Raw genomic sequence first — 19,520 nt, forward strand, 5'->3', positions numbered from 1 at the left:
CCTAGGACTGTCAACAGTCCTAGGACTATGTTTCACTGGACCTCGTAGAGAGGGGTCGTGTGATGGCGCCGAAGTGGCGGGAGCTGGCGGACAAGCTGGCTGAGCAGATCAAGAGGGGTGAGTACGCCCCAGGCCAGCAGTTGCCGCACATCAGAGAGCTGGTCGACGCCGGCGAAGGCTCCAAGGCGACCGTTCACGCCGCCTACAAAGCACTAGAGGCCGAGGGCCTGGTCACTTCGTCCCGAGGTCACGGCACGGTTGTTCGGCAACAGGTTCCGCTCAAACGGCTTGGAGTCGCCCGGTACGACAAGGCGAAGTGGCGGGACGGCGACGAGGTGGCGTTTATCGCGGACCGTGTGGCTTCAGGACGGGCGTACCGCCGCAATGAGCAGACCCAAACGGTCAGCCTCATCGAAGCGCCGGCGGAGGTGGCAGCCGCGCACGGCTTGCCAGTGGGCGCCCCGGTCTACGCGCGCGCACGGCTCGTCAAGGAGGGCGACCAGCCGACGCACACTCTGACCAGCTACTACCGGCCCGAGCATGTTGAAGGCACGCGCATCGTTGACCCGACACCAGGCCCCGCCGGCCGGGGCGGTGGCTTTCGCGTGCTGTACGACGCGGGTTACGAGATCGATCACATGCAGGAGAGGATCTTTGCCCGTGCCCCGAAGGCCGACGAAGTGAGTCTCCTGCAACTGCCGCCTGGGGAACCAGTCGTCGAGCTGCACCGCACCACCTACACGGCGGACGGCACTGTGGTGGAGTTCGCCATTGGTGTGCACGCCGCATCACGCTTTGCCTGGGAGTACGACTTTGCGGTGCCGGACTCGGCGAAGGGCAGGGAAGACCAGCAGTGATCTCGACGCAGAATTGGGCTGACACGCGACGTCTGTGGGAGTACCACCAGATGGGCCGTACGCCTCGGCCCTGTTCTGTCGCGATCGGACTCGGCAGTCACGACCTGGGCGTCGCCGACACGGCGGCCGAACTGTACGAGCGCGGCATGGCTCCACTGATCGTGTTCACCGGCGCCACCAGCCCCACGACGCGAGAACGCATGCCGCGAGGTGAGGCGGTCCACTACCGGGAGCGCGCGCTTGAGCTTGGCGTCCCCAGCTCAGCCGTTCTGGTGGAGCCGCGGGCGAGGAACACGGGCGAGAACATCCGCTTCTCGCGAGAGCTGTTGGAGGAGGCCGGGGTTGGAGTGTCCTCGGTCTTGCTGATCAGTAAGCCGTACGAGGAGCGGCGGGCGTACGCCACGGCACGCAAGCTGTGGCCCGGAGTCGAGATCGTCAGCGCGTCGAGCCCGATGACGCTGAACGAGTACGTGGATTCCATCGGTGACGCCCGTACTGTGATCGACATGCTTGTCGGCGCGCTACAGCGTCTGTTGGTTTACCCGGAACAGGGCTTCCTCATCAGCCAATCCGTACCCGCCGACGTGATCGAGGCGTATGAGCGCCTTTGCCAAGCCGGATTCACGAGCCGACTCCTGACCACCGACGCGCCTTCGTCCTGACCAGCAACAGCGTGTGTTGTTACAGGTTTCTCTACCTCATCAAGCCCCGGCTGCGCTCCGCTCCGCCGGGCGCGCTTCCCGGCTCCGCTCCGGGCGCCGCTCCTGCCTTCGGCCCGCTCCGCCCGCGCTGCGCCGACGCGCGCCCACAGGTGGATAGGGCCGGAAGCCATGAGTCGATCACCGCACAGAACGGGGCGCGGTCAAAGACGATGCCTCCGGCGGGGGATCGGCCGGCACCGGGATGGAGGGGGCGCCATTGCCGACCGCGGGCACGTTGGGGCGTGCGTGGGGTGCTTCCATCCCGTACACCGTCGACCCAGGCAGAGCCGAGCAGACGCGGCCCAGGGGCGTCAAGGTCGTTCGTACAGTGGCGCGCTCCACCTTGACGCCCCTGAACCACGCCCGCTCCACGGTGTGTGGGTCGACGGCGTACGGGATGGAAGCGGAGGAGGTATGGGGTTGCTGTGGGTGGGGAAGTACGGTGTGTCCGGTTGGCCAACTAGGTAGGAGTTTCCCGTGATTCCCACTGCTGACGTGGACGTCGACCCAGCGTTCCCCGCCGACTTGAGCATGGGACTGCCTGATGAAGACGACGTAGACGAGGAGGGCTACGGCTACTTCCGCGATGTTTGGACAATCGGGGCGGTAGACCGTGAAGAGGCGGTCAGTATGACCGAAGAGGAAAGGCGCCTCGTCAACCTTGTCGATCAGGCAAGCCGCACCCCCGCCGAGTATGAGGCCATCGCCCGAGCCGTCGAGGTGGGGGAACTCGAATCTTTGCCGCCTGGCTACGCTGACCAGCACCCGGGAAGCGAACTTGTCCGCATCGTGGGGCGCGACCTTGAAGACGGCTCGCCCCTTGATGCCCTGGAACTCGGTGTTGCGGGGCTCTCGTACGCTCTGGCATCGATCGGATGCTTCACGGCAGCAAGCTGCCGTAGCCACCACTCGGACAACTCATGGTCCGACCGGCCAGTGATCTTCTTCGCCGCCGAGCGCCCGACTGTCGAGTGGCTCACTCCTTTGGTACGCGAGAGTGGATGCGGCTACGCAGACGGCAGCGAACGAGCCCCTCGGCTGCTGGTCCTCGAAGCGCCGTCGATCACCAACTTCATGGATCTAGCCGACCGAGTCATTCACCAGGCCAAGCACCACGATCCTGTCAAGGCTCCCGCTGATGTCTGACATCACCAGATGACACCAACAGCGACGAACGAAGCCGGACCTGCGCGGTTCTCAACGGCCGCTCGGCCGCTCTAAGACGGGGGTTCGCCCATTAGCCGTGAGCCCCGTGATCGACCTGATAAGGATGAGGCCACAGGTTCAAATCCTGTTAGCCCCACCAGCACGAAGGCCCCTAGTCGATACCGGCTGGGGGCCTTTGGCATTCGGCTGTTCCTGGGTGGGGTCGTCTGCCGCTACGATCGCGGCACGGGCGGGACGTAGCGCAGTGGTCGACGCGAGCGGTCTCCAGAACCGCGAGGACGCCGGTTCGAATCCGGTCGTCCCGCCCCCTTTGAGCGCACGTCCCGTGAAGCCCGGTCCGGGACGGCTGCGACGGGCAGCGAAAAACCCGACCGCTGGCGACGGGGGATGCGCCAGCGGCCGGGCTGTGGCCAAGGCTAACAAGGCGGGACGGCCGGTGGGTGCCGACTGGTCGGTCGGGTGCCGCCGTTGTGACGGAGATCACTAGGTCGCCGAGGTTGGGCAGTGGGCGGTCAGTGGTCGCACGGTGGCTCGTAGTCCAGGCGCGGCAGGTACTCGTGCCACTTCTCCTCGGTCATCACACCCCGGGTGGCGGAGCAGATGCGGTCGATGGCGTCGTCCACCCCCAGGCTCCACAGCCGGACGGTGTCCGTGCCGCTGGAGACGCCGAGCATGTGGCGTACGGGGCTGAAGGACAGGAAGTTGCCGCTCTTGGCGTTGGGGCTCATCGCCTGGCCGATCGGGGTGGCCCCGGCGGGGTCGGCGACGTTCCAGAGGCGGACCGTGTTGTCGTTGGCGCCGCTGGCCAGGGTGGCGCCGTCCTGGCTGAACGTCAGCGACACCACCGAGTCGGTGTGTCCGGCGAGCGCGGTCCCGGCCCGGGACGCCCCGCCCGGGCCGGTGACGTCCCACAGCCGGACCGTGCCGTCGTCGCTGCCGCTGGCCAGGGTGTGGCCGTCGGGACTGTAGGTGAGGACGTTGACGGGCCCGAGGTGCCCGGTGAGGGGCGCGCCGGCCCGGGTGACGTGCGCGGGGTCGGTGACGTCCCACAGGCGTACGGCGTCGTCCGCGCCGCCGCTGGCGAGCGTGCGGCCGTCCGGGCTGAACGCCAGGGTGTTGACGTACCCCGAGTGACCGGCGAGCGGCTTGCCCAGCCGGCGCGGGCGGGCGGGGTCCTCGGTGTCCCACACCTGGATGGTGCGGTCGTCGTGGGCGGTGGCCAGGGTGTGGCCGTCGGGGCTGAAGGCCAGGGTGTCGGGGCCCGCGTAGCGGGTGCGCAGCGCCACGGGCGGACCGTGGCCCCTGGGCCGGGCCGGGTCCTCGACGTCCCACAGTTGCAGCGTGCGGCCTCCGGCGAGCACCGCGAGCGTGTCGCCGTCCGGGGAGAACACCAGGGACCGGATGTCGCCCTCTCCCGGCCGGAAGGGGGCGCTCAGGGACACGGGCCGGGCGGGGTCCGTGACGTTCCACAGCCGGACCCTGCCGTCGCGGGCCGCCGTGGCCAGGACGTGCCCGTCCGGGCGGAAGGCTCCGATCCGGCCGATCATGTCCGACGTGGGCAGCGACCACAGGCGGACCTTGCTGTCGCCGCTGCCGGTCGCGAGGGTGCTGCCGTCGGGGCTGAAGCCGAGGGCGTACATCTCACCGCTGCCCCCGGCGAGGGGCACTCCGACCTGCGAGGGGTAGGACGGATCGCTGACGTTCCACAGGCTCGCCGTACTGTCCGCGCTGCTCGCGGCGAGCATGGCGCCGTCGGGGCTGAAGGCCACCGCCCAGATGGGGCCGCTGTGGCCGGTGAGCGGTGCGCCGGAGGGCTTGGCGGCGGCGGGGTCGGTGACGTCCCAGAGCCGGACGGTGTCGTCGGCGCTGCCGCTGGCGAGGGTGTGCCCGTCGGGGCTGAAGGCCACGGAGTGCACCAGGCCGCTGTGGCCTGCGAGCGGTTCCCCCACGGGATCGGCGCGGGCCGGATCCGTGACGTCCCAGAGCCGGACCGCGTCGTCGTCGCCGCCGGCCGCGAGGGTGTGCCCGTCGGGGCTGAAGGCCACCGAGCGAACCGCCGCGGTGGGGCCGGTCAGCTTGCCGAGCGCCTCGGGGGCGCGCGGGTCGGCCACGTCCCACAGGCGTACGGCGTGGTCGTCGTGGGCGGAGGCCAGGGTGCGGCCGTCCGGGCTGAAGGCGAGCAGGTAGACGGTGCCGCCGTGGCCGGCCAGCGGGGCGCCCAGCGGACGCGGACGGCTGGGGTCGGTGACGTCCCACAGCCGGATCGTGCCGTCGTCCGAGGCGCTGGCGAGGGTACGGCCGTCGGGGCTGAAGACCGCGGTGCTCACCCAGCTGGTGTGCCCGGTGAGGGGCTTGCCGAGCTGCTCGGGGCGGGCGGGGTCCGAGACGTCCCAGAGGCGGACGGTGCGGTCGTAGCTGGCCGTCGCCAGGATCCGCCCGTCGGGGCTGAACGAGGTGAGGTAGACGGCGCCAGTGTGCCCGAGGAGCGGGGTCGCCAGGGGCGCGTTCACGATCGAGATCAGCCGGTTCCTGACGTCCTCGTCGTCCGGCCGCAGACGGTGCGCCGCCAGGTCCAGCTGGGCCGACAGCGACGGGTCGGTGTCCTGGACCCGGTCCGCCTCGGCGACCACCTGCTCGAACACGGCGTCGTTGCGCTGCTGCCAGGCGAGCACCGCCGATCCGACGGCCACCAGGGCCAGGACGACCACCACTGACACCGCGGCCCGGCTGATCATGACGGTGCGCCTGCGCAGCCTGACCGCGGCGGCCAGGAACTCCACCGCGCTGCGGGTCAGCAAGGTGTCGCCGGCCGACTTCGCCCAGCCGCCGGCCTGCGCCAGCCGGGAACCCCGGTAGAGCAGCGCGGAGTCGCGGCCCGACTCCTCCCAGGCCAGGCCGTCCTCCTCCAGCCGCTGGCGCAGCAGGTTCCCGGCGCGGTCCTCGTCGATCCAGTCACGCAGCCGGGGCCAGGCGTGCAGCAGCGCCTCGTGGGTGATCTCCACGGTGTCCGCGTCGAGCGTCACCAGCCGGGCCCGCACCAGCGCCTCGAGGGACTCCTCGGTCTTGCCGGGGTCCCCCGACTCCTCGGCCAGCCGGCGGCGGGTACTGCGCCTGCGGGTGGCCTGGGTGTCCTCGCTCAGCCGCACCAGCCTCAGCAGCAGCAGCCGCGCGGCCGTACGCGCCGCCGGGTCCAGACCGGACCAGGCCCGCTCCGCGGTCGCGGCCACCGCGCCCTGGATGCCGCCGGCCGCGCGGTAACCGGCCAGCGTCAGCCGGCCCGCCTTGCGCCGCTGCCAGGTGGCGAGCAGGGCGTGGGAGAGGAGCGGCAGGACGCCCGCGTCGTGTGCGCCCTGCGGGCCGTCGGTGCACACCTCGCGGATGATCAGCTCGGCGAGTCCCGGTTCGAGTTCCATCCCGACGGCCCTGGCGGGGGCGGTCACCGCCGCGCGCAGCTCCGCGGTGGTCAGCGGGCCGAGCACCATGTGCCGGTGCTGCAACGCGTCGGCCAGTTCCGGGTAGCGCAGGCACCGGTCGTAGAAGTCGGCGCGTACGCCGAGGGTCACCAGCACCGGCGGCGGGTGCCCGTCGTCGCCGGGCACGCAGGCCGCCTGGAGCAGGCGGATGAAGACGCGCCGGTCCGCCTCGTCGGCGCAGAGCGTGAAGAGCTCCTCGAACTGGTCCACGATGACGACCGGGCGGGCGGTGGAGGGCGGGGTCGTGGTGGTGCGCGGGGCGGCGGCGGTGGTGGTGGGCTGGGCGGCGGGGGCTGCTTGGGCGTTCCGGCCGTCCTCCCGACGGTCCTGGCTGCTTCGGTCGTCTTGGCGGTCTTGGCGGTCTTGGCGGTCCCGGTGCGCGTCTGGGCCGTCCGACCCGTCCGGGTAGTCAGGCCTGTCCGACCTGTCCGGCCCGTCCGGCCCTTCCGACCCCTTCGAGTCGTCCGGTCCCTCCCGGTCGTCGGCCGACGCCGCCCAGGCCGCCCACGCCGCGAAGGCCGCCCTGGCGGCGTCGTCGGCCTGCGGGGCCGCGGTGTTCCCGGCCTCGGAGGTGCCCGGCTCCACGGCCGTCGGCCCGGATGCCGCCGCCTCCCGCACGGTGCCGACGACGGGGGCGAGCTGCGGTACCAGGCGGGTCAGTTCCTTGAGCGGGTCGGCCCCCGGTACGAGCTGGAGCACCCGCCGGGGCGGACCGGCCCCGGCGTCCGGCGCGCCGGACCGCAGGGCGGGTACTAGGCCGGCGTTCAGCAGCGACGACTTCCCCGCCCCCGAGGCGCCGACGAGCATGACCAGGCCGCCCGTGTCCCGCGTGGCGTCCAGCTGGGCCACCAGGGCCCGCGTGCTCCGGTCCCGTCCGAAGAACCAGCCGGCGTCCTGCCTGCGGTAGGCGGCCAGCCCCCGGTAGGGGCAGACCCCGCCGGGAGCACCCGGAACCTCCGCGGCGGGCTGCTCGTCGGCCGCGGGCGGCGCGGGGCGTTCCCCGGTGGTCGGGTCGGCCAGCGCCCGCTCCCACAGGCGCTGCCACTGGACCAGGTCGTACAGACCGGCGGAGACCGGTACCGGCCGTGCGCGGCGGGCCTGGGGTATGAGGACGTGCAGGACGGCCGCGAGGGCGGGGAACTGGGCGGGCACGTTCTTGGCCCGCCGCCAGTCGCTGATCCGCTGGGCGGAGACCCGTACGGGCCGCCCTCGTTCGTCGACCCGCTGGAGCCGGACGACGGCCTCGGACACACGTTTGAGGGGAGGGTTGCCGGCCTCCCTGTACAGCAGTGCGAGGCGTTCTGCGAAGGCCGTGCGTGCCCCTGAGTCGAAACTCAAGGTCTCCACTCCTTACTTCCCCCGCACCTGGACGTCCGGACCGGAAAACTCACTCTATACGGCTGACCTGCGGCTACAGGGGCCCTGCGGCTCCGGAACCTGCCCGGCGGTGAACCCGGATGGCAGGATCGCGTCGCAGTGGCGAGGCGGCTTCGCGGCACCCGGACAGGTCAGCGGCTCAGCGCTCGGAGAGCCACCCCATGGGGCCGCATGTTCTCGGTCAGCTTTCGGTGGCTCCTTACTTCCCGGCACGTTCCGGTTCCGCCACGGCACGCGAAAACGGCGCCGGCTTGGTTTGGCACCGGTCCCCACGAGGGGAGGGACCGGAGCCAAACCATGCCGACGCGCAGGGCGGATTCAGCGCGCCGGTCCGTGGGAAGGCACGTCGTGAAGGCTCCGACACCGACCGCCGCTGGAGTGTGCATGAGGATCTCCCTCGACCCCGAGCAGTGTTACGGCTCCGGCGACTGCGTCCACCGGGCCCCGTCCGTGTTCACCAAGGTGGACGGCCTCGGTGCCGTCATACCCGGCCGGGAGCACGACGTCGACGCCCCGAGGGTGCGGGAGGCCGCCGAGGGCTGCCCTTCCGCCGCGATCACCATCACCCGCGTGGACACGGAAGAGGCCCGGGGCTGAACGGAAGTGGTCCGGGACCGAGCCGCCGGGGCGGACCGGGCGTAGCCGTCACGGAGGTCTTGGCCGGTCTCGCCGCCCGGTACGTGCGGCACGCCCCCGGCACCGTCGGGAAGGCGGCCCTCGCCGAACGCTGGCTGAACGCGCACCTGCGCGACCGTCCCCGCCGGGCCGTCGTGGAAGTGCGTTCCGGTGACCGGTTCGCCGTGGACACGCAGGACCTCATCCAGCGGTACCTGTACCTGTTCGGCGCCTGGGAACCGCATCTGACGGGCTGGCTGCGGCGCAGGCTGCGGCCCGGGGACTGCTTCGTCGACGTCGGGGCCAACATCGGCGTCTTCAGCGTCCTGGCGGCCGGGCTCGTCGGAGAGCGGGGCCGGGTCGTCGCGGTCGAGGCGTCCCCCGACCTCCACCGACGCCTGGAGCACAACGCCCGGCTCAACGGCCTCGGCAACATCCGCGCACTCAACGCCGCCGTCTCGGACCGCACCAGGACGCTGACCTTCACGCTCGCCAGCTCACGGAACACGGGCGCGAACAGCATCGTCCCCTACGACGGACCGGTGGAGTCCAGCTTCGAGGCGGAGGCCAGGACGCTGCCGGAACTCCTCGATCCGGCGGAGATCGCGACCGCCCGCGTCATCAAGATCGATGTCGAGGGCGCGGAGGGAAGTGTCGTGCGCGGTCTCGCACCGATGCTGGGCGCGCTGCGGCCCGACGCGGAGATCACGGTCGAGGTGGCACCCGAGCGCATGGCCCGGCTCGGGGACCGTGTCGAGTCGCTGCTGGGCGTCATGCGCGACGCCGGTTTCCACGCCTACCGGCTCGCCAACGACTACGCGCCCGGAAGCTATCCTCCCGCGCTGCGCGGTGCGCCCCGGGCGCCGGTCCGCCGGCGCGGGCCGGTGACCGGGGAGTGCGACCTGATCTTCTCGCGGGTCGACGCGGAACGGCTGCCCTGAAGGGCCCTGCCTACCGTCCGCCGCCCTCGGACGGTTGCCAGCCGAAGGACGCCAGAGCCCGTGCCCTGGCTTCCACCACCGCCATCCGGGCATCGCGTTCGGCGGGTTCCATGTGGGCCGCCCGGCCGGTCTCCTGGCCCTCCCACTTGCGGTAGAGAAGGCCCGCCTCCGCCGAGAACCACCCCCGGCTCACGGCGTTGAGCGCCAGCAGCAGGCCGGTGTCCTCGGATGCGGGCAGGGCCATCCAGCCACCGAGGGCGAGCAGCAGGTCGCGCCGGACCAGCAGGGTCGCCGGGTGCACCTGGGCGCGGAAGCCGTTGGCCTTCCAGAAGCCCAGCACCTCCCCGCGCTCGACCGGCCCGTGCGCCGGGTCGCCGGGGAAACCGGCCGTCGAACCGTCCGGCAGGAGGTCCAGGGCCCGCGAGGTCGCCCACCCGATCGACGGGTCGGCCTCCAGGACGGCCAGATCACGCGCCAGGGCGCCCGGGGTCAGCCGGTCGTCGGCGTCCAGGATCTTCACGTACGCGCCGTCCGCGTGGGCCAGGGCCATGGTGCGTGTCACCCCGGGCCCGCCCTGCCGGCCGGGGCGCCCCTGGTGGAAAAGGACCCGTGGATCGTCGGGCACGTACGGCCGGACGTCCTGCGTACGGCCGTCCTCCTGGATCACCCAGCGCCACTCCCAGCCGTCCGGCAGTTCCTGGGCGCGCAGCGAGTCGTAGGCCTCGGGGAGGAAGGGGGCGGAGGGGCCGTGGACGGCCGTGACGATGATGACGCGCCGGTTCACGGCGGCATCCACCACCTTTCCGGACGGGTCGTGAGGAGCGGTCGGTGCGAGGGCCCGTGTGGCGCGGGCGGCCGGCGGGCGCTTCGTACGCCTCGGGCACGGTCGCAGGCTACAACTCGTGCACACACGGCGGCGGCCCGGCTGCTCTGTCGAGCGGCCGGGCCGTTTCTCGCGTGTGGTGCGGTACGCAGATCGCCGTTACGTCATGGTCGGGGGTGGCGCGGTCCGCTCAGCGCTGGAGCGGGATGGAGTGCTGGGTCAGGGTCCCGGTGGCGGTGTCGTCGCACGGAACGCCGAGGGCCGTGGCGGCGGCGGTGGTGGCTGCCGCGGAGGCGCCGGCGAGCGGGTGGTTGCGGCAACTGGGCGCCGCGCCGTGTGCCTCGGCGCGGATGCGCTGCTTCATCGTGGGGGGCAGGGACCCGGTTCGGGACCGGGGCTGGGGGGCCGTGGCCTCGGGTGCCGCCTCGGGAGAGGCGCTCTCGGTGTTGCTGTGCGTTCCGGTCTGCGGTACGGCCGCGGCGGCCGTCGTCGTGATGAGTCCGAGCGCCGTGCACAGCGCGAGGAAGGCGGTGACGATGCTGGTCCACAGCGTCAGGACCTTGTTCCGGGCCATGGCCCCTCACTTTCGGGTTGGGCGATTTGCGTACTTTCCTCATGATGTGTATGTGGGCCGCGAAGTGGTGGACCTGCGACCGTGGCGCGTCGATGTTCAGATGAACACCACCCGAATAGCCGCAAGGGGAGAGAAAAGGTGCTCATACGGGAGGGAGGCGGGCAAAAGGTCACCGCGCGTGAGGGTGTGATCACCCTCCGATCAGAACGGCTTCGTCCGCTTCTAAAGGGTTCCGGCGACGGGCAGTTGACCACCGACGCAGGTCACCGATCGGTATCGGCCGGTGTGTATAGTCGGGCGCCAGAGGTCCCCTACGTCAAGGAAAGACGAGGTCGCGCGGTGAAGAAGCTTCTCCTGGTCGCACTGGCCGCCATCGGCGGGCTCCTCGTGTACCGCCAGATCCAGGCGGATCGCGCCGAGCAGGATCTGTGGACGGAGGCGACTGACTCCGTGCCCACGGGTTCGTGAGTACGACCGACATCCGGTCCTGAGCAGACCCCGGCCGTCGAACGGTCGGGGTTTTGTGTTGCCCTGAAGGGGCACGGTCCGCTCGGGTGGGCGGCGACAGGGCGACTGAGCCGGTGGACGCGAGGGGTGGCGGGTCATGGGACGGTGGTGTACGGCTCGGTGGCGCGCCGGAACGGGGCGAGCACGGCCGACGGGCCCCGCGCTGCCGACGAGATCCGCGCTACCGACGGACCGCGCGCTGCCGACGGCGTTCGCGCGGACGGCCGCGGTGACCGCCGTACTGGTCACCGCCGTGGCCACGACCGCCGCCCTGCCCGGTGCCACGGCCCTCGCGGCCGGCCCGGCCGGACCGCGCACCGGGTACGACTTCGCCGACGGCGCCGTACGGATCACGGGCGCGAGTGCCACCGCGGCCGCGGAAGAGCTGACGGCCGGCTCCACCTACCGCAGCTCACTGCCGAGGAACGGCACCCTCTACTACCGCCTCGAACTCGACGCCGCCTCCGACGCCTACGTCTCCGTGACCGCCGTACCCGGCACCGACGGAGAGGTCACCGCCGTCGACGGCATCCGGGTCTCCGTGCGGGACGCCGACGGCGGCTCCTGCTCCGTGCACAGCGCGACCTTCGGCGCCGCCCGCAGCCCCCGCCCGGTCACCGCCTGGGGCACGCGCGAGATCGGCCCCGGCGCCGGCCGGCGGTGCCAGGACGCCGGCACCTACTACGTCAGTGTCCAGCGGACCAGGCCCCAGGACTCCCCGCCGGACGACTGGGACCTGGAACTCACCGCCGCCACCGAACCCCACCCGCGGCAGACCGGCCCCACCGAGGCGCCCGAGACCTGGGACTCCGCCTCGCCCGAACCCCCCGGCGGCGAGCCGGAACACCGGCCGGGCGGCAGCGGGTTCGCCCACGCCACCCTCGTCGGGCAGGGCGTCTGGCGCGACGACATCCGGCCCGGCGAGACCCTCTACTACAGGGTGCCCGTCGACTGGGGACGCCAGGTGTACGCCACCGCCGAACTGGCCGGCTCCGCGGACGCCTCCGGCTATGCCACCGGCGCCCTGCGCCTGGCCCTGCACAACCCCGTGCGCGGCGAGGTCGACGACGCCGCCAAGGGCTACACCGGCCGCCGGACCAGCGTCGGGCTCGCCCCCCTGCCGCCGGTCGCGTACCCCAACCGGTACGCGACCGCCGGACAGGTCGGCGCGCTGCGGTTCGCCGGCGACTACTACGTCGTCGTCCACCTCGCGGCCCAGGTGGCCGACGACTTCGGCGAGGGCCCGTTCGGGCTGACGCTGCGCCTGCGACTCGGCGGAGCGGCACAGAGCGGCCCCGACTACGCGGGGGAGTCCCGGCCGAAGGGCCTCTTCGAGGTGTCCGCACGGGACCGGGTCGCCGTATCCGGCGGGAGCGGCGGCGCCGCCGCGGGCGACGACGCGGCCATGAAGGCGGTCGCCGTCGGCGGGATCGGGACCGGCAGCCTGCTCCTCCTCGGCCTGGCCGTGTGGACGGCGGCCGCCCGGCGCAGGACCTGACCCCGGCGTCCGGTGCACCGGCCTCAGATCCGCGTCAGCGCCCAGAAACCCACGGTGTAGCAGGCCAGCGCGAGCAACAGCAGCGGCAGGGCCACCTTCGCCGGCGGCCCGGAACGGCGCCGCCGCCGTGCCCCACGGTGCTGGGCGGGCGGGGCCGACCGCGGGTTCCGCGCGGTGTACGGGGCGGTGGGAACGTCGGCACGCAGCGGCGGGGGCGGCGGCCGGTACTCCGGGCCGCCCGTGAACGCCGGTTGCCGCACGGGCTGTTGCGCCGTACCCCCTCCCGGATGCGTGGCGGGAGCGACCGTCGGCTGCGGAGGGGGCAGGTGGAAACTCCCGGTCTCCGACATGGCACCCGGCCACTCGGGCCCGGGAGCCACCGCCGGTGTGTGTCCGGTGGTGGGGGCGGACGGCGTGCCGGCCGGGGGCGGCGGGGTCCCGCCGGGCGCGGACGGAGTGCCGGTCGGAGTCGGCGGCAGGCCGGTCGACGAGGTCCCGGGCTGTGACGCAGGGCCCCCCGCGCCCGTCGAGGGCGTGCCGGGGGCACCCGGAGGCGGAGCGGCGGACCGGTCCGGGACGGATGACGAACCGGCCGGCGGCGACGGCGGCGCGCCGGGCGAGGGCGTCGGCGCCCAAGGGGAGGGCGGGGACACGGTGTGGGGGACCGGGCCGGGGTCCGTCGCCCGGCGGGGATCCGTGGCCACGTCGTCCAGGCCGGACGCCCGCTTCAGCGGACCCTCGGAGCCGAACCCCGGCGGCAGCGGGCCCACTTGGTCGAAGATCTCGATCAGCTCGTCGTCGGGCCCGGGCTCCGGCAGCAGCTCCACCGCCGCGGCCAGCGCCTTGCGCGCCCCCGTCGCGGTACGGAACCGCGCCGACGGATCCGGCTGCACCAGCGTCGCCACCACCTGCCACAGCGGCTCGGGCACCCCCCGCGGCGCGGGCGGCGTACCGTGCTCGGCGAAGTGCTGCACCAGAGCCTTGGCGTCCGGCTTCGCCCCCTCCAGCAGGTACAGGGCGACCAGGCCCACCGCGAACAGGTCCGCCGGGAAGTCCGGCTCCGCCCCCATCATCTGCTCCGGCGCCAGATAACCCGGCGTCCCCACCACCAGGTTGGTCTCCGTCAGCCGGGGCTCACCCAGCCGCATCGCGATCCCGAAGTCGGACAGCCTCAGGCGCGGACGGCCCGTCCCCGTCGCCTCCAGGAGCAGGTTGGCCGGCTTGATGTCACGGTGCACCACGCCCTCCCCGTGCACCGCCGCCAGACCCGACAGAAGCTGGTCGAGCAGCGTGCACACGAAGTCCGGCGGCAGGGGGCCGTAGTCCCCGACGAGATGGACCAGCGAACCACCCGTGACCAGGTCCATCGTGAACAGGACCTGGTCGTCGTCGGCGGCCCAGCTCGCGGGCGCGAGCACATGGGGGTGATCGATCCGCAGCGCCTGCTCACGCACGAAGCGCAGCAGCGAGTGCGCGTCCCGCTGCTGGAGCACCTTCGCGGCCACATAACGCCTGCGCCGGTGGTCCCAGGCACGCCAGACGGCACCCACCCCGCCCCGGCCGACCGGATCGACCAGCTCGTACCGGCCCGCGAAGACCTCACCCATGGCTGTGCGCCGCTCCTCCCCTGGAACCTGTCGCGCCACTCCCGCGGGCCCGGCCGCCGACCCCTCGGCGAGCGGGCTCCGGGATCAGTTCTGGTGGGACTGGTAGTGCGCGACCGCGTCCGAGGTACGGCCCGCGCCGTACACCCGCAGGAACTCCGCCAGCTCCGGATGCGAGGAGGAGAGGACGTCCGCCGCGTCGATGATGTCCCCGGCGGCCGCCACCGAGCGCAGCAGCGACTGGATCTCACGGACCACCCGCTTGACCGTGGGCGCACCCGAACTGCTCGTGGTCGTCGTGGTGTTGCTGAGCACCGAGCCCCCCTGCGACTTCTTGATCTCGTCCATCCGCTCCGTCGCCTCGGCCGCGCTCACACTGCCGTCGGCGACCTGCCCCGCCAGGTCCTGCAACAGCTGCACCCGCTGCACCACCGCAGGATTGCCGATCTTCGCCCGCTGGCCGCTCATCAGCTGCGACAGCATCGGGGCGGACAGCCCCAGGACCCCCGCGAGACGAGCCTGGTTGAGACCGAGATCGTCGATAAGCCTGCGGAAGAGCGCCCCCAGCGGCTCCCCGTACCAGTTCCGCTGCAGTTCCCGCGCTCTTGCGGTGGCTTCCTGCTGTGCGGCGTCCATTGCGTCTCCCCATCGCTTCCCCAAAAACCGCAGTTCGCTCCAGCGAACCACGCCGAGCATCTTACGGAGCGTGGTCGTTCGCCGGGAGCCCCAATCATTTGTGAGATACGGGGGGCGACCCGGTACTCTTGTCCGCGGTGACCGACGGTCCGCGACACCGGGACCGGCGACACCTCCCGAGGGGCCTTAGCTCAGTTGGTAGAGCGCTGTCTTTGCATGGCAGATGTCAGGGGTTCGACTCCCCTAGGCTCCACCGTGAAGAGCGCCTTCGACCTGCGGAAACGTAGATCGGAGGCGCTCTGTCCGTTTCGGCGCCACCAGCGGGTGGGCGCGGCGGCCCCGCCGACCCGCCCCAGGCGGGCGGAGACGTTCCTCACCGTCGCCGCCCCCGCACGACGCCCGAGATCGCCCGCCGCACCCGGTGATCAACAACGACCAGAGGAAAAAGGCCAGTTGACCGCGTTGAACAACCCCCCGACGCCCGTGCCGCCACCGGAGCCGACCCACGGACAGACCCCTCTCGTCGCCCGGGCAGGGCTGTCTGCTCTTGATATCGTCACCCCACAGGGCATCAGCGCCACACCCCCGCGGGGCGGTGCCACGTGGCTCATCGCCGTCGGAGCCGTCCGGTCGCTACCGACGAGGTGGAAGGGGTAGACGATGCGGGCGAAGGTACGAGCCGCTCTCGACGCGCTCTATATGAAGCGGCTGGTCAGGGAGCTGGAAGGACGCCCACGCCCCCAGCACATCGGCATCATGCTCGACGGCAACCGCCGGTGGGCCAAGATGTCGGGCATCGACGACCCCCGCGAGGGCTACCGCGCCGGCGCCGCCAAGGTGCTGGACTTCCTGCGCTGGTGCGACTCCGCCAAGATCGAGCACGTCACCCTCTTCATGCTCTCCGACGACAACCTGTCCCGGCCCGAGGAGCAGCTGAACCCGCTCATCGACATCATCGCCGAGGTCGTCGAGCAGCTGGCCGCACCGGGCAACCCCTGGCCCGTCGAAGCCGTCGGCGCCCTGGACCTGCTGCCGGCCGAATCCGCCAGCCGCCTCAAGACCGCCACCGCGGCCACCCAGGGCCGCAAGGGCGGCACCAAGGTCGACGTGGCCGTCGGCTACGGGGGCAGGCGCGAGATCGTCGACGCCGTGCGCTCGGCCCTGACCGAGCACAGCTCACAGGGCGGTGACATCGACGAGTTCATCGAGACCTTCACCATGGAGCACATCTCCAAGCACCTGTACTCCAAGACACGGTCCGAGTCCGACCTCATCATCCGCACCTCCGGCGAGCAGCGGCTCTCCGGATTCCTGCTCTGGCAGTCCGCCTACGCAGAGGTCCACTTCTGCGAGACCTACTGGCCGGACTTCCGCGAGATCGACTTCCTGCGTGCCCTGCGCTCCTACTCCCTGCGGGAACGCCGCTACGGCCGCTGAACGCCGCCGGCGTACTGAGAGCGGTGAGCGCGGTTTCACGTGAAACATCGCCGCGGGGCGGGAGACTCACGGTCTCCCGCCCCGCGGCGATGATGAGGAAACGTACGGCAAGCGAGGGTCAGCGGGGCTCGTCGCCCTCAGCCGCCTCCTCCTGGGCCTGCTTGGCCTGCACCTCGGGATCGAGGATCGCCTCGCCGGTACCGTCCACCGACGTCAGCCGGCCCGACTCGGGAACCTCCGTCGCCTCCGGCGGCTCCACCAGCCAGTCCGGGTTGGCCTGCTTGTCCCACCACTTCCACGCGGCGAAGGCACCGCCCGCGACGACGCCCACCACCGCGAGAACCTTGGCGACACGACCGGCCCTGGCCCGGCGCTGGTGCTTGCGCGTCAGCCTGTGAATCTCCTTCGCCGTCACCTGCCCACGCAGCGCGGCCAGTGCGGCGACACCCCGCGCCGCAGCCTCGTCCCGCACGGGACCGGCCGCGGCCACCGCCTGCTCGATCCTCGGCCGTGAGTAGTCGGCCGCCTGCCGAGCGGCCAGCCGCGCGCGGACCGCGGCCTCCTGAGCGGCCGCGTCCATCTTCGGCGGCACATGCGTACGGGCCTGTTCCAGCCGCGGCGCGACATGCGCGCCGTACTGGTGCCGCGCCTGGCACGTGGCCTGCGACACCTTGGGCGCCAGCCGTACGCGCGCCTCCTGTGCATAGTGAGCGGCCCTGTCCTTGGCCGTGTCGGCGTAGGGCGCCACCACTTCCGCGGCGTGCAGCACGCTGTCCTTCGCCGAACCGGTCGCGGCGCGCACGCTGTCGATGCGGGTCACGGGTTCCTCCTCCTCGGTGGCGTACGGTAATTCGACTTTCCACCCTTTTACGGATCATGCCTGGGGACGCACCGCCAGGCATGTGAGGGCGGGCATCCGGGTCACGGACGATGCCGCCGGGACCTGAGGGGCGAGCGGTGATGAAGTTGCGAAAAAGAGCTGATCAACGTCAATAACCGGTGAATACCGGGCAACACGAGCCTGCCCACGACCATGCCACGGATCGACGACCCACGCTCGTGACCCAGCGGTAGGAACGCCGAACGCGGCCCCGACCGTGCGAGGATCGGTGCGCACCACAGGACGACGGAAGGCACACCGTGGCCGAGCAGCTCTACGCCACCCTGAAGACCAGCCAAGGTGACATCGAGGTCCGGCTGCTGCCGAACCACGCACCCAGGACGGTCAGGAACTTCGTCGAGCTGGCCCGCGGCGAGCGGGAGTGGACCCACCCCGCCACCGGAGAGAAGTCCAAGGCCCGGCTCTACGACGGCACCGTCTTCCACCGGGTCCTCAGCGGCTTCATGATCCAGGGCGGTGACCCGCTGGGCAACGGAACCGGCGACCCCGGCTACCAGTTCCCGGACGAGTTCCACCCCGACCTCTCCTTCGACCGGCCGTACCTGATGGCCATGGCCAACGCGGGGCCCGGCACCAACGGCTCGCAGTTCTTCATCACCGTCTCCCCGACCACCTGGCTCAACCGCAAGCACACGATCTTCGGGGAAGTGACCGACGCGGCCAGCCAGAAGGTCGTCGACGCCATCGCCGCCGCCCGGACCAACCCCCGCACCGAGCGCCCCCTCAACGACGTCGTCATCGAGTCGGTCCTCGTCGAGACCCGCGACGCCTGAGGCCCCCGCACACCGGGCAGGAACCAAACGCCCCGCTCATCCGTAGAGAAGGGCGGGGCGGTGCATCTGCACACACCGCCCGCAGGACGACCGAGGGGATGTCATGGACCACGCGGCCGCCGGCCCACCGGAAGCCCAGAGTCTGCCCGGCTGCTATCGCCACCCCGACCGCGAGACCGGCATCCGCTGCACCCGCTGCGAACGCCCCATCTGCACGGACTGCATGGTCAACGCCTCCGTCGGCTTCCACTGCCCCGACTGCGCCGCCGGCCGCACACCGGGGGGCACCGGGCCGGCACCCGCCGCCTCCCGCCCCCGTACCCTCGCGGGCGGCACGATCGCGGCCGATCCCCACCTCGTGACCAAGATCCTGATCGAGATCAATGTCGCGGTGTTCATCGCCGTCCGGGCGCTGCCCGACTCCTTCCTCGCCGACATGGTGCTCATCGGGCGCTGGCCCCCGGCCCCCTTCGCCCCCACCGAGGGCGTCGCGGAGGGCGAGTGGTACCGCCTGGTGACCACGATGTTCACCCACCAGGAGATCTGGCACATCGGCTTCAACATGATCAGCCTCTGGTTCCTCGGCGCCCCATTGGAAGCAGCTCTCGGCCGAGCCCGCTACCTGGCGCTCTATCTCGCCTCCGGCCTGGCCGGCAGTGTCTTCGCCTACCTCCTGACCTCACCCACCACGCCCGTCCTCGGCGCCTCCGGCGCGATCTTCGGCCTCTTCGGCGCCACCGCCGCACTGGTCCGCCGGCTCAATGCCGACATGCGGCCGGTCGTCATCCTGCTGGTGATCAGCCTGATCTTCACCTTCACCCGGAGCAACATCTCCTGGCAGGCCCACGTCGGCGGCCTGGTCGCGGGGGCCGTGATCGGCTACGCCATGCTCCACGCCCCGCGCGAGCGGCGGACGCTCGTGCAGTACGGCACATGCGCGCTGGTCCTGGTGGCCGTCGTCGGACTGACCCTGTTGAGGACGGCCCAGCTCACCTGAGCGCGCTGTTGTCCACAGAAGGTGGCGGATCTTGTGCACAGCGTGCGGGAACACATGTGCCCCCTGTCACTGACCAGTGTTTCCGCAGGTCAGGCAGGGGGCGAACATGTTTTCGGGACCCGGTTCAGCCGGTACTTCCGTCACACCGGCGTCAATTGCCCGGTGGGTTATCCACAGATCGTCTTTCTTTTCCCCAGCGTGTGGACGGAGCCTGTGGATAACTCGGTGAATACCCCTGGGTAGAGCCTTCGGGGACTACCGCCGGGCTACTTCCACTGCGTCGAGACGCCGAACCCCGCGGCGATGAAACCGAAGCCGACCACGATGTTCCAGTTGCCCAGCGAGTCGATGGGCAGTGAACCGTCGGTGACGTAGAAGAGGACGATCCAGGCCAGGCCGATGATGAACATGGCCAGCATGACCGGCGCGACCCAGCTGCGGTTGGTCAGCTTGATACTGGCCGCCTGCTTCGAGGGCGGCGGCGTGTAATCGGCCTTCTTGCGGATACGTGACTTCGGCACGAGGGTCTCTCCTGTCGATGCGCTGCGTGGCCGCGCAGGGAACGGGGGGTCGGTCTCGGTGGGCGGCGTACTTGGGGACACGGGGACTCTGAGCGCTCCCCCGGGCGTCCGTTAGCGT

17 protein-coding genes and 2 tRNA genes are annotated in these 19,520 nt (G+C 71.5%); 12 read left to right on the plus strand and 7 right to left on the minus strand.

The window, feature by feature from the left end:
• Positions 1 to 62 precede the first annotated feature (62 nt).
• The 4 genes from Sco07f_RS06390 to Sco07f_RS06405 all read left to right on the plus strand — a co-directional run bounded on the left by Sco07f_RS06390 (position 63) and on the right by Sco07f_RS06405 (position 3,030).
• Positions 63 to 857 carry a GntR family transcriptional regulator gene (locus Sco07f_RS06390; RefSeq protein ID WP_108987416.1) on the plus strand — a complete coding sequence of 265 codons (795 nt, stop codon included), beginning with the start codon at positions 63 to 65 and terminating at the stop codon, positions 855 to 857.
• Entirely contained in the window at positions 854 to 1,519 is a 666-nt protein-coding gene (locus Sco07f_RS06395) for a YdcF family protein (RefSeq protein ID WP_108987217.1), read from the plus strand. The genes Sco07f_RS06390 and Sco07f_RS06395 overlap by 4 nt, the downstream gene beginning before the upstream one ends.
• Positions 1,520 to 2,035: 516 nt before the next feature.
• Positions 2,036 to 2,704, plus strand: coding sequence for a hypothetical protein (locus Sco07f_RS06400; RefSeq protein ID WP_108987218.1), 669 nt, complete (start codon positions 2,036 to 2,038; stop codon positions 2,702 to 2,704).
• A gap of 251 nt (positions 2,705 to 2,955) precedes the next feature.
• Positions 2,956 to 3,030, plus strand: a tRNA-Trp gene (locus Sco07f_RS06405).
• 207 nt (positions 3,031 to 3,237) lie between these two features.
• On the opposite strand, the gene Sco07f_RS06410 is transcribed toward Sco07f_RS06405, so the two are convergent.
• Complete coding sequence (locus Sco07f_RS06410; protein WP_108987219.1) at positions 3,238 to 7,545, minus strand: WD40 repeat domain-containing protein; 4,308 nt, start codon at positions 7,543 to 7,545, stop codon at positions 3,238 to 3,240.
• Between the two features lie 414 nt (positions 7,546 to 7,959).
• On the opposite strand from Sco07f_RS06410, the gene Sco07f_RS06415 reads away from it, so the two are divergent.
• Positions 7,960 to 8,172, plus strand: coding sequence for a ferredoxin (locus tag Sco07f_RS06415; protein ID WP_087790255.1), 213 nt, complete (start codon positions 7,960 to 7,962; stop codon positions 8,170 to 8,172).
• 59 nt (positions 8,173 to 8,231) lie between these two features.
• Positions 8,232 to 9,131: an FkbM family methyltransferase gene (locus Sco07f_RS06420; protein ID WP_244941991.1), complete on the plus strand. Its 900-nt coding sequence runs from the start codon at positions 8,232 to 8,234 to the stop codon at positions 9,129 to 9,131.
• A 10-nt stretch (positions 9,132 to 9,141) separates the two neighbouring features.
• On the opposite strand, the gene Sco07f_RS06425 is transcribed toward Sco07f_RS06420, so the two are convergent.
• Both Sco07f_RS06425 and Sco07f_RS06430 read right to left on the minus strand, forming a co-directional pair.
• Positions 9,142 to 9,915 (minus strand): glycosyltransferase family 2 protein, encoded by a 774-nt coding sequence (locus tag Sco07f_RS06425; RefSeq protein ID WP_087792911.1) that lies wholly within the window; start codon positions 9,913 to 9,915, stop codon positions 9,142 to 9,144.
• Positions 9,916 to 10,144: 229 nt separating this feature from the next.
• The gene (locus Sco07f_RS06430) at positions 10,145 to 10,528 is read right to left on the minus strand and encodes a DUF6344 domain-containing protein (protein WP_087790254.1); all 384 of its coding nucleotides are present in this window, start codon (positions 10,526 to 10,528) and stop codon (positions 10,145 to 10,147) included.
• 339 nt (positions 10,529 to 10,867) lie between these two features.
• Here Sco07f_RS06430 and Sco07f_RS40350 point away from each other — a divergent pair, with 339 nt between their 5' ends.
• Together Sco07f_RS40350 and Sco07f_RS06440 are read left to right on the plus strand one after the other, a co-directional pair.
• A complete protein-coding gene (locus Sco07f_RS40350) occupies positions 10,868 to 10,996 on the plus strand; it encodes a DLW-39 family protein (protein ID WP_003999697.1) in 129 nt (42 codons plus the stop codon).
• 136 nt (positions 10,997 to 11,132) lie between these two features.
• On the plus strand, positions 11,133 to 12,533 hold the full coding sequence (locus Sco07f_RS06440; protein ID WP_439959684.1) for a hypothetical protein: 1,401 nt from the start codon (positions 11,133 to 11,135) through the stop codon (positions 12,531 to 12,533).
• A 23-nt stretch (positions 12,534 to 12,556) separates the two neighbouring features.
• Here the strand turns inward: Sco07f_RS06440 and Sco07f_RS06445 are convergent, their stop codons facing one another.
• Entirely contained in the window at positions 12,557 to 14,140 is a 1,584-nt protein-coding gene (locus Sco07f_RS06445) for a serine/threonine-protein kinase (RefSeq protein WP_108987220.1), read from the minus strand.
• A gap of 84 nt (positions 14,141 to 14,224) precedes the next feature.
• A complete protein-coding gene (locus Sco07f_RS06450; protein ID WP_007453419.1) occupies positions 14,225 to 14,773 on the minus strand; it encodes a helix-turn-helix domain-containing protein in 549 nt (182 codons plus the stop codon).
• Between the two features lie 180 nt (positions 14,774 to 14,953).
• Between Sco07f_RS06450 and Sco07f_RS06455 the strand changes: the two genes are divergently transcribed.
• Both Sco07f_RS06455 and Sco07f_RS06460 read left to right on the plus strand, forming a co-directional pair.
• Positions 14,954 to 15,026: transfer RNA gene (locus Sco07f_RS06455), tRNA-Ala, on the plus strand.
• A 407-nt stretch (positions 15,027 to 15,433) separates the two neighbouring features.
• The gene (locus Sco07f_RS06460) at positions 15,434 to 16,210 is read left to right on the plus strand and encodes an isoprenyl transferase (RefSeq protein WP_007453386.1); all 777 of its coding nucleotides are present in this window, start codon (positions 15,434 to 15,436) and stop codon (positions 16,208 to 16,210) included.
• A 118-nt stretch (positions 16,211 to 16,328) separates the two neighbouring features.
• Here the strand turns inward: Sco07f_RS06460 and Sco07f_RS06465 are convergent, their stop codons facing one another.
• Positions 16,329 to 17,030 carry a DUF5324 family protein gene (locus tag Sco07f_RS06465; RefSeq protein WP_007453417.1) on the minus strand — a complete coding sequence of 234 codons (702 nt, stop codon included), beginning with the start codon at positions 17,028 to 17,030 and terminating at the stop codon, positions 16,329 to 16,331.
• A 320-nt stretch (positions 17,031 to 17,350) separates the two neighbouring features.
• Here Sco07f_RS06465 and Sco07f_RS06470 point away from each other — a divergent pair, with 320 nt between their 5' ends.
• Together Sco07f_RS06470 and Sco07f_RS06475 are read left to right on the plus strand one after the other, a co-directional pair.
• Positions 17,351 to 17,884: a peptidylprolyl isomerase gene (locus tag Sco07f_RS06470; protein WP_087790250.1), complete on the plus strand. Its 534-nt coding sequence runs from the start codon at positions 17,351 to 17,353 to the stop codon at positions 17,882 to 17,884.
• A 103-nt stretch (positions 17,885 to 17,987) separates the two neighbouring features.
• The gene (locus tag Sco07f_RS06475; protein WP_108987221.1) at positions 17,988 to 18,881 is read left to right on the plus strand and encodes a rhomboid family intramembrane serine protease; all 894 of its coding nucleotides are present in this window, start codon (positions 17,988 to 17,990) and stop codon (positions 18,879 to 18,881) included.
• 266 nt (positions 18,882 to 19,147) lie between these two features.
• Here the strand turns inward: Sco07f_RS06475 and crgA are convergent, their stop codons facing one another.
• Positions 19,148 to 19,402, minus strand: coding sequence for a cell division protein CrgA (gene crgA, locus Sco07f_RS06480; protein ID WP_007453415.1), 255 nt, complete (start codon positions 19,400 to 19,402; stop codon positions 19,148 to 19,150).
• Between the last annotated feature and the right edge of the window lie 118 nt (positions 19,403 to 19,520).

This window comes from Streptomyces coelicoflavus (assembly GCF_003112555.1).
Lineage (GTDB): Bacteria > Actinomycetota > Actinomycetes > Streptomycetales > Streptomycetaceae > Streptomyces > Streptomyces coelicoflavus.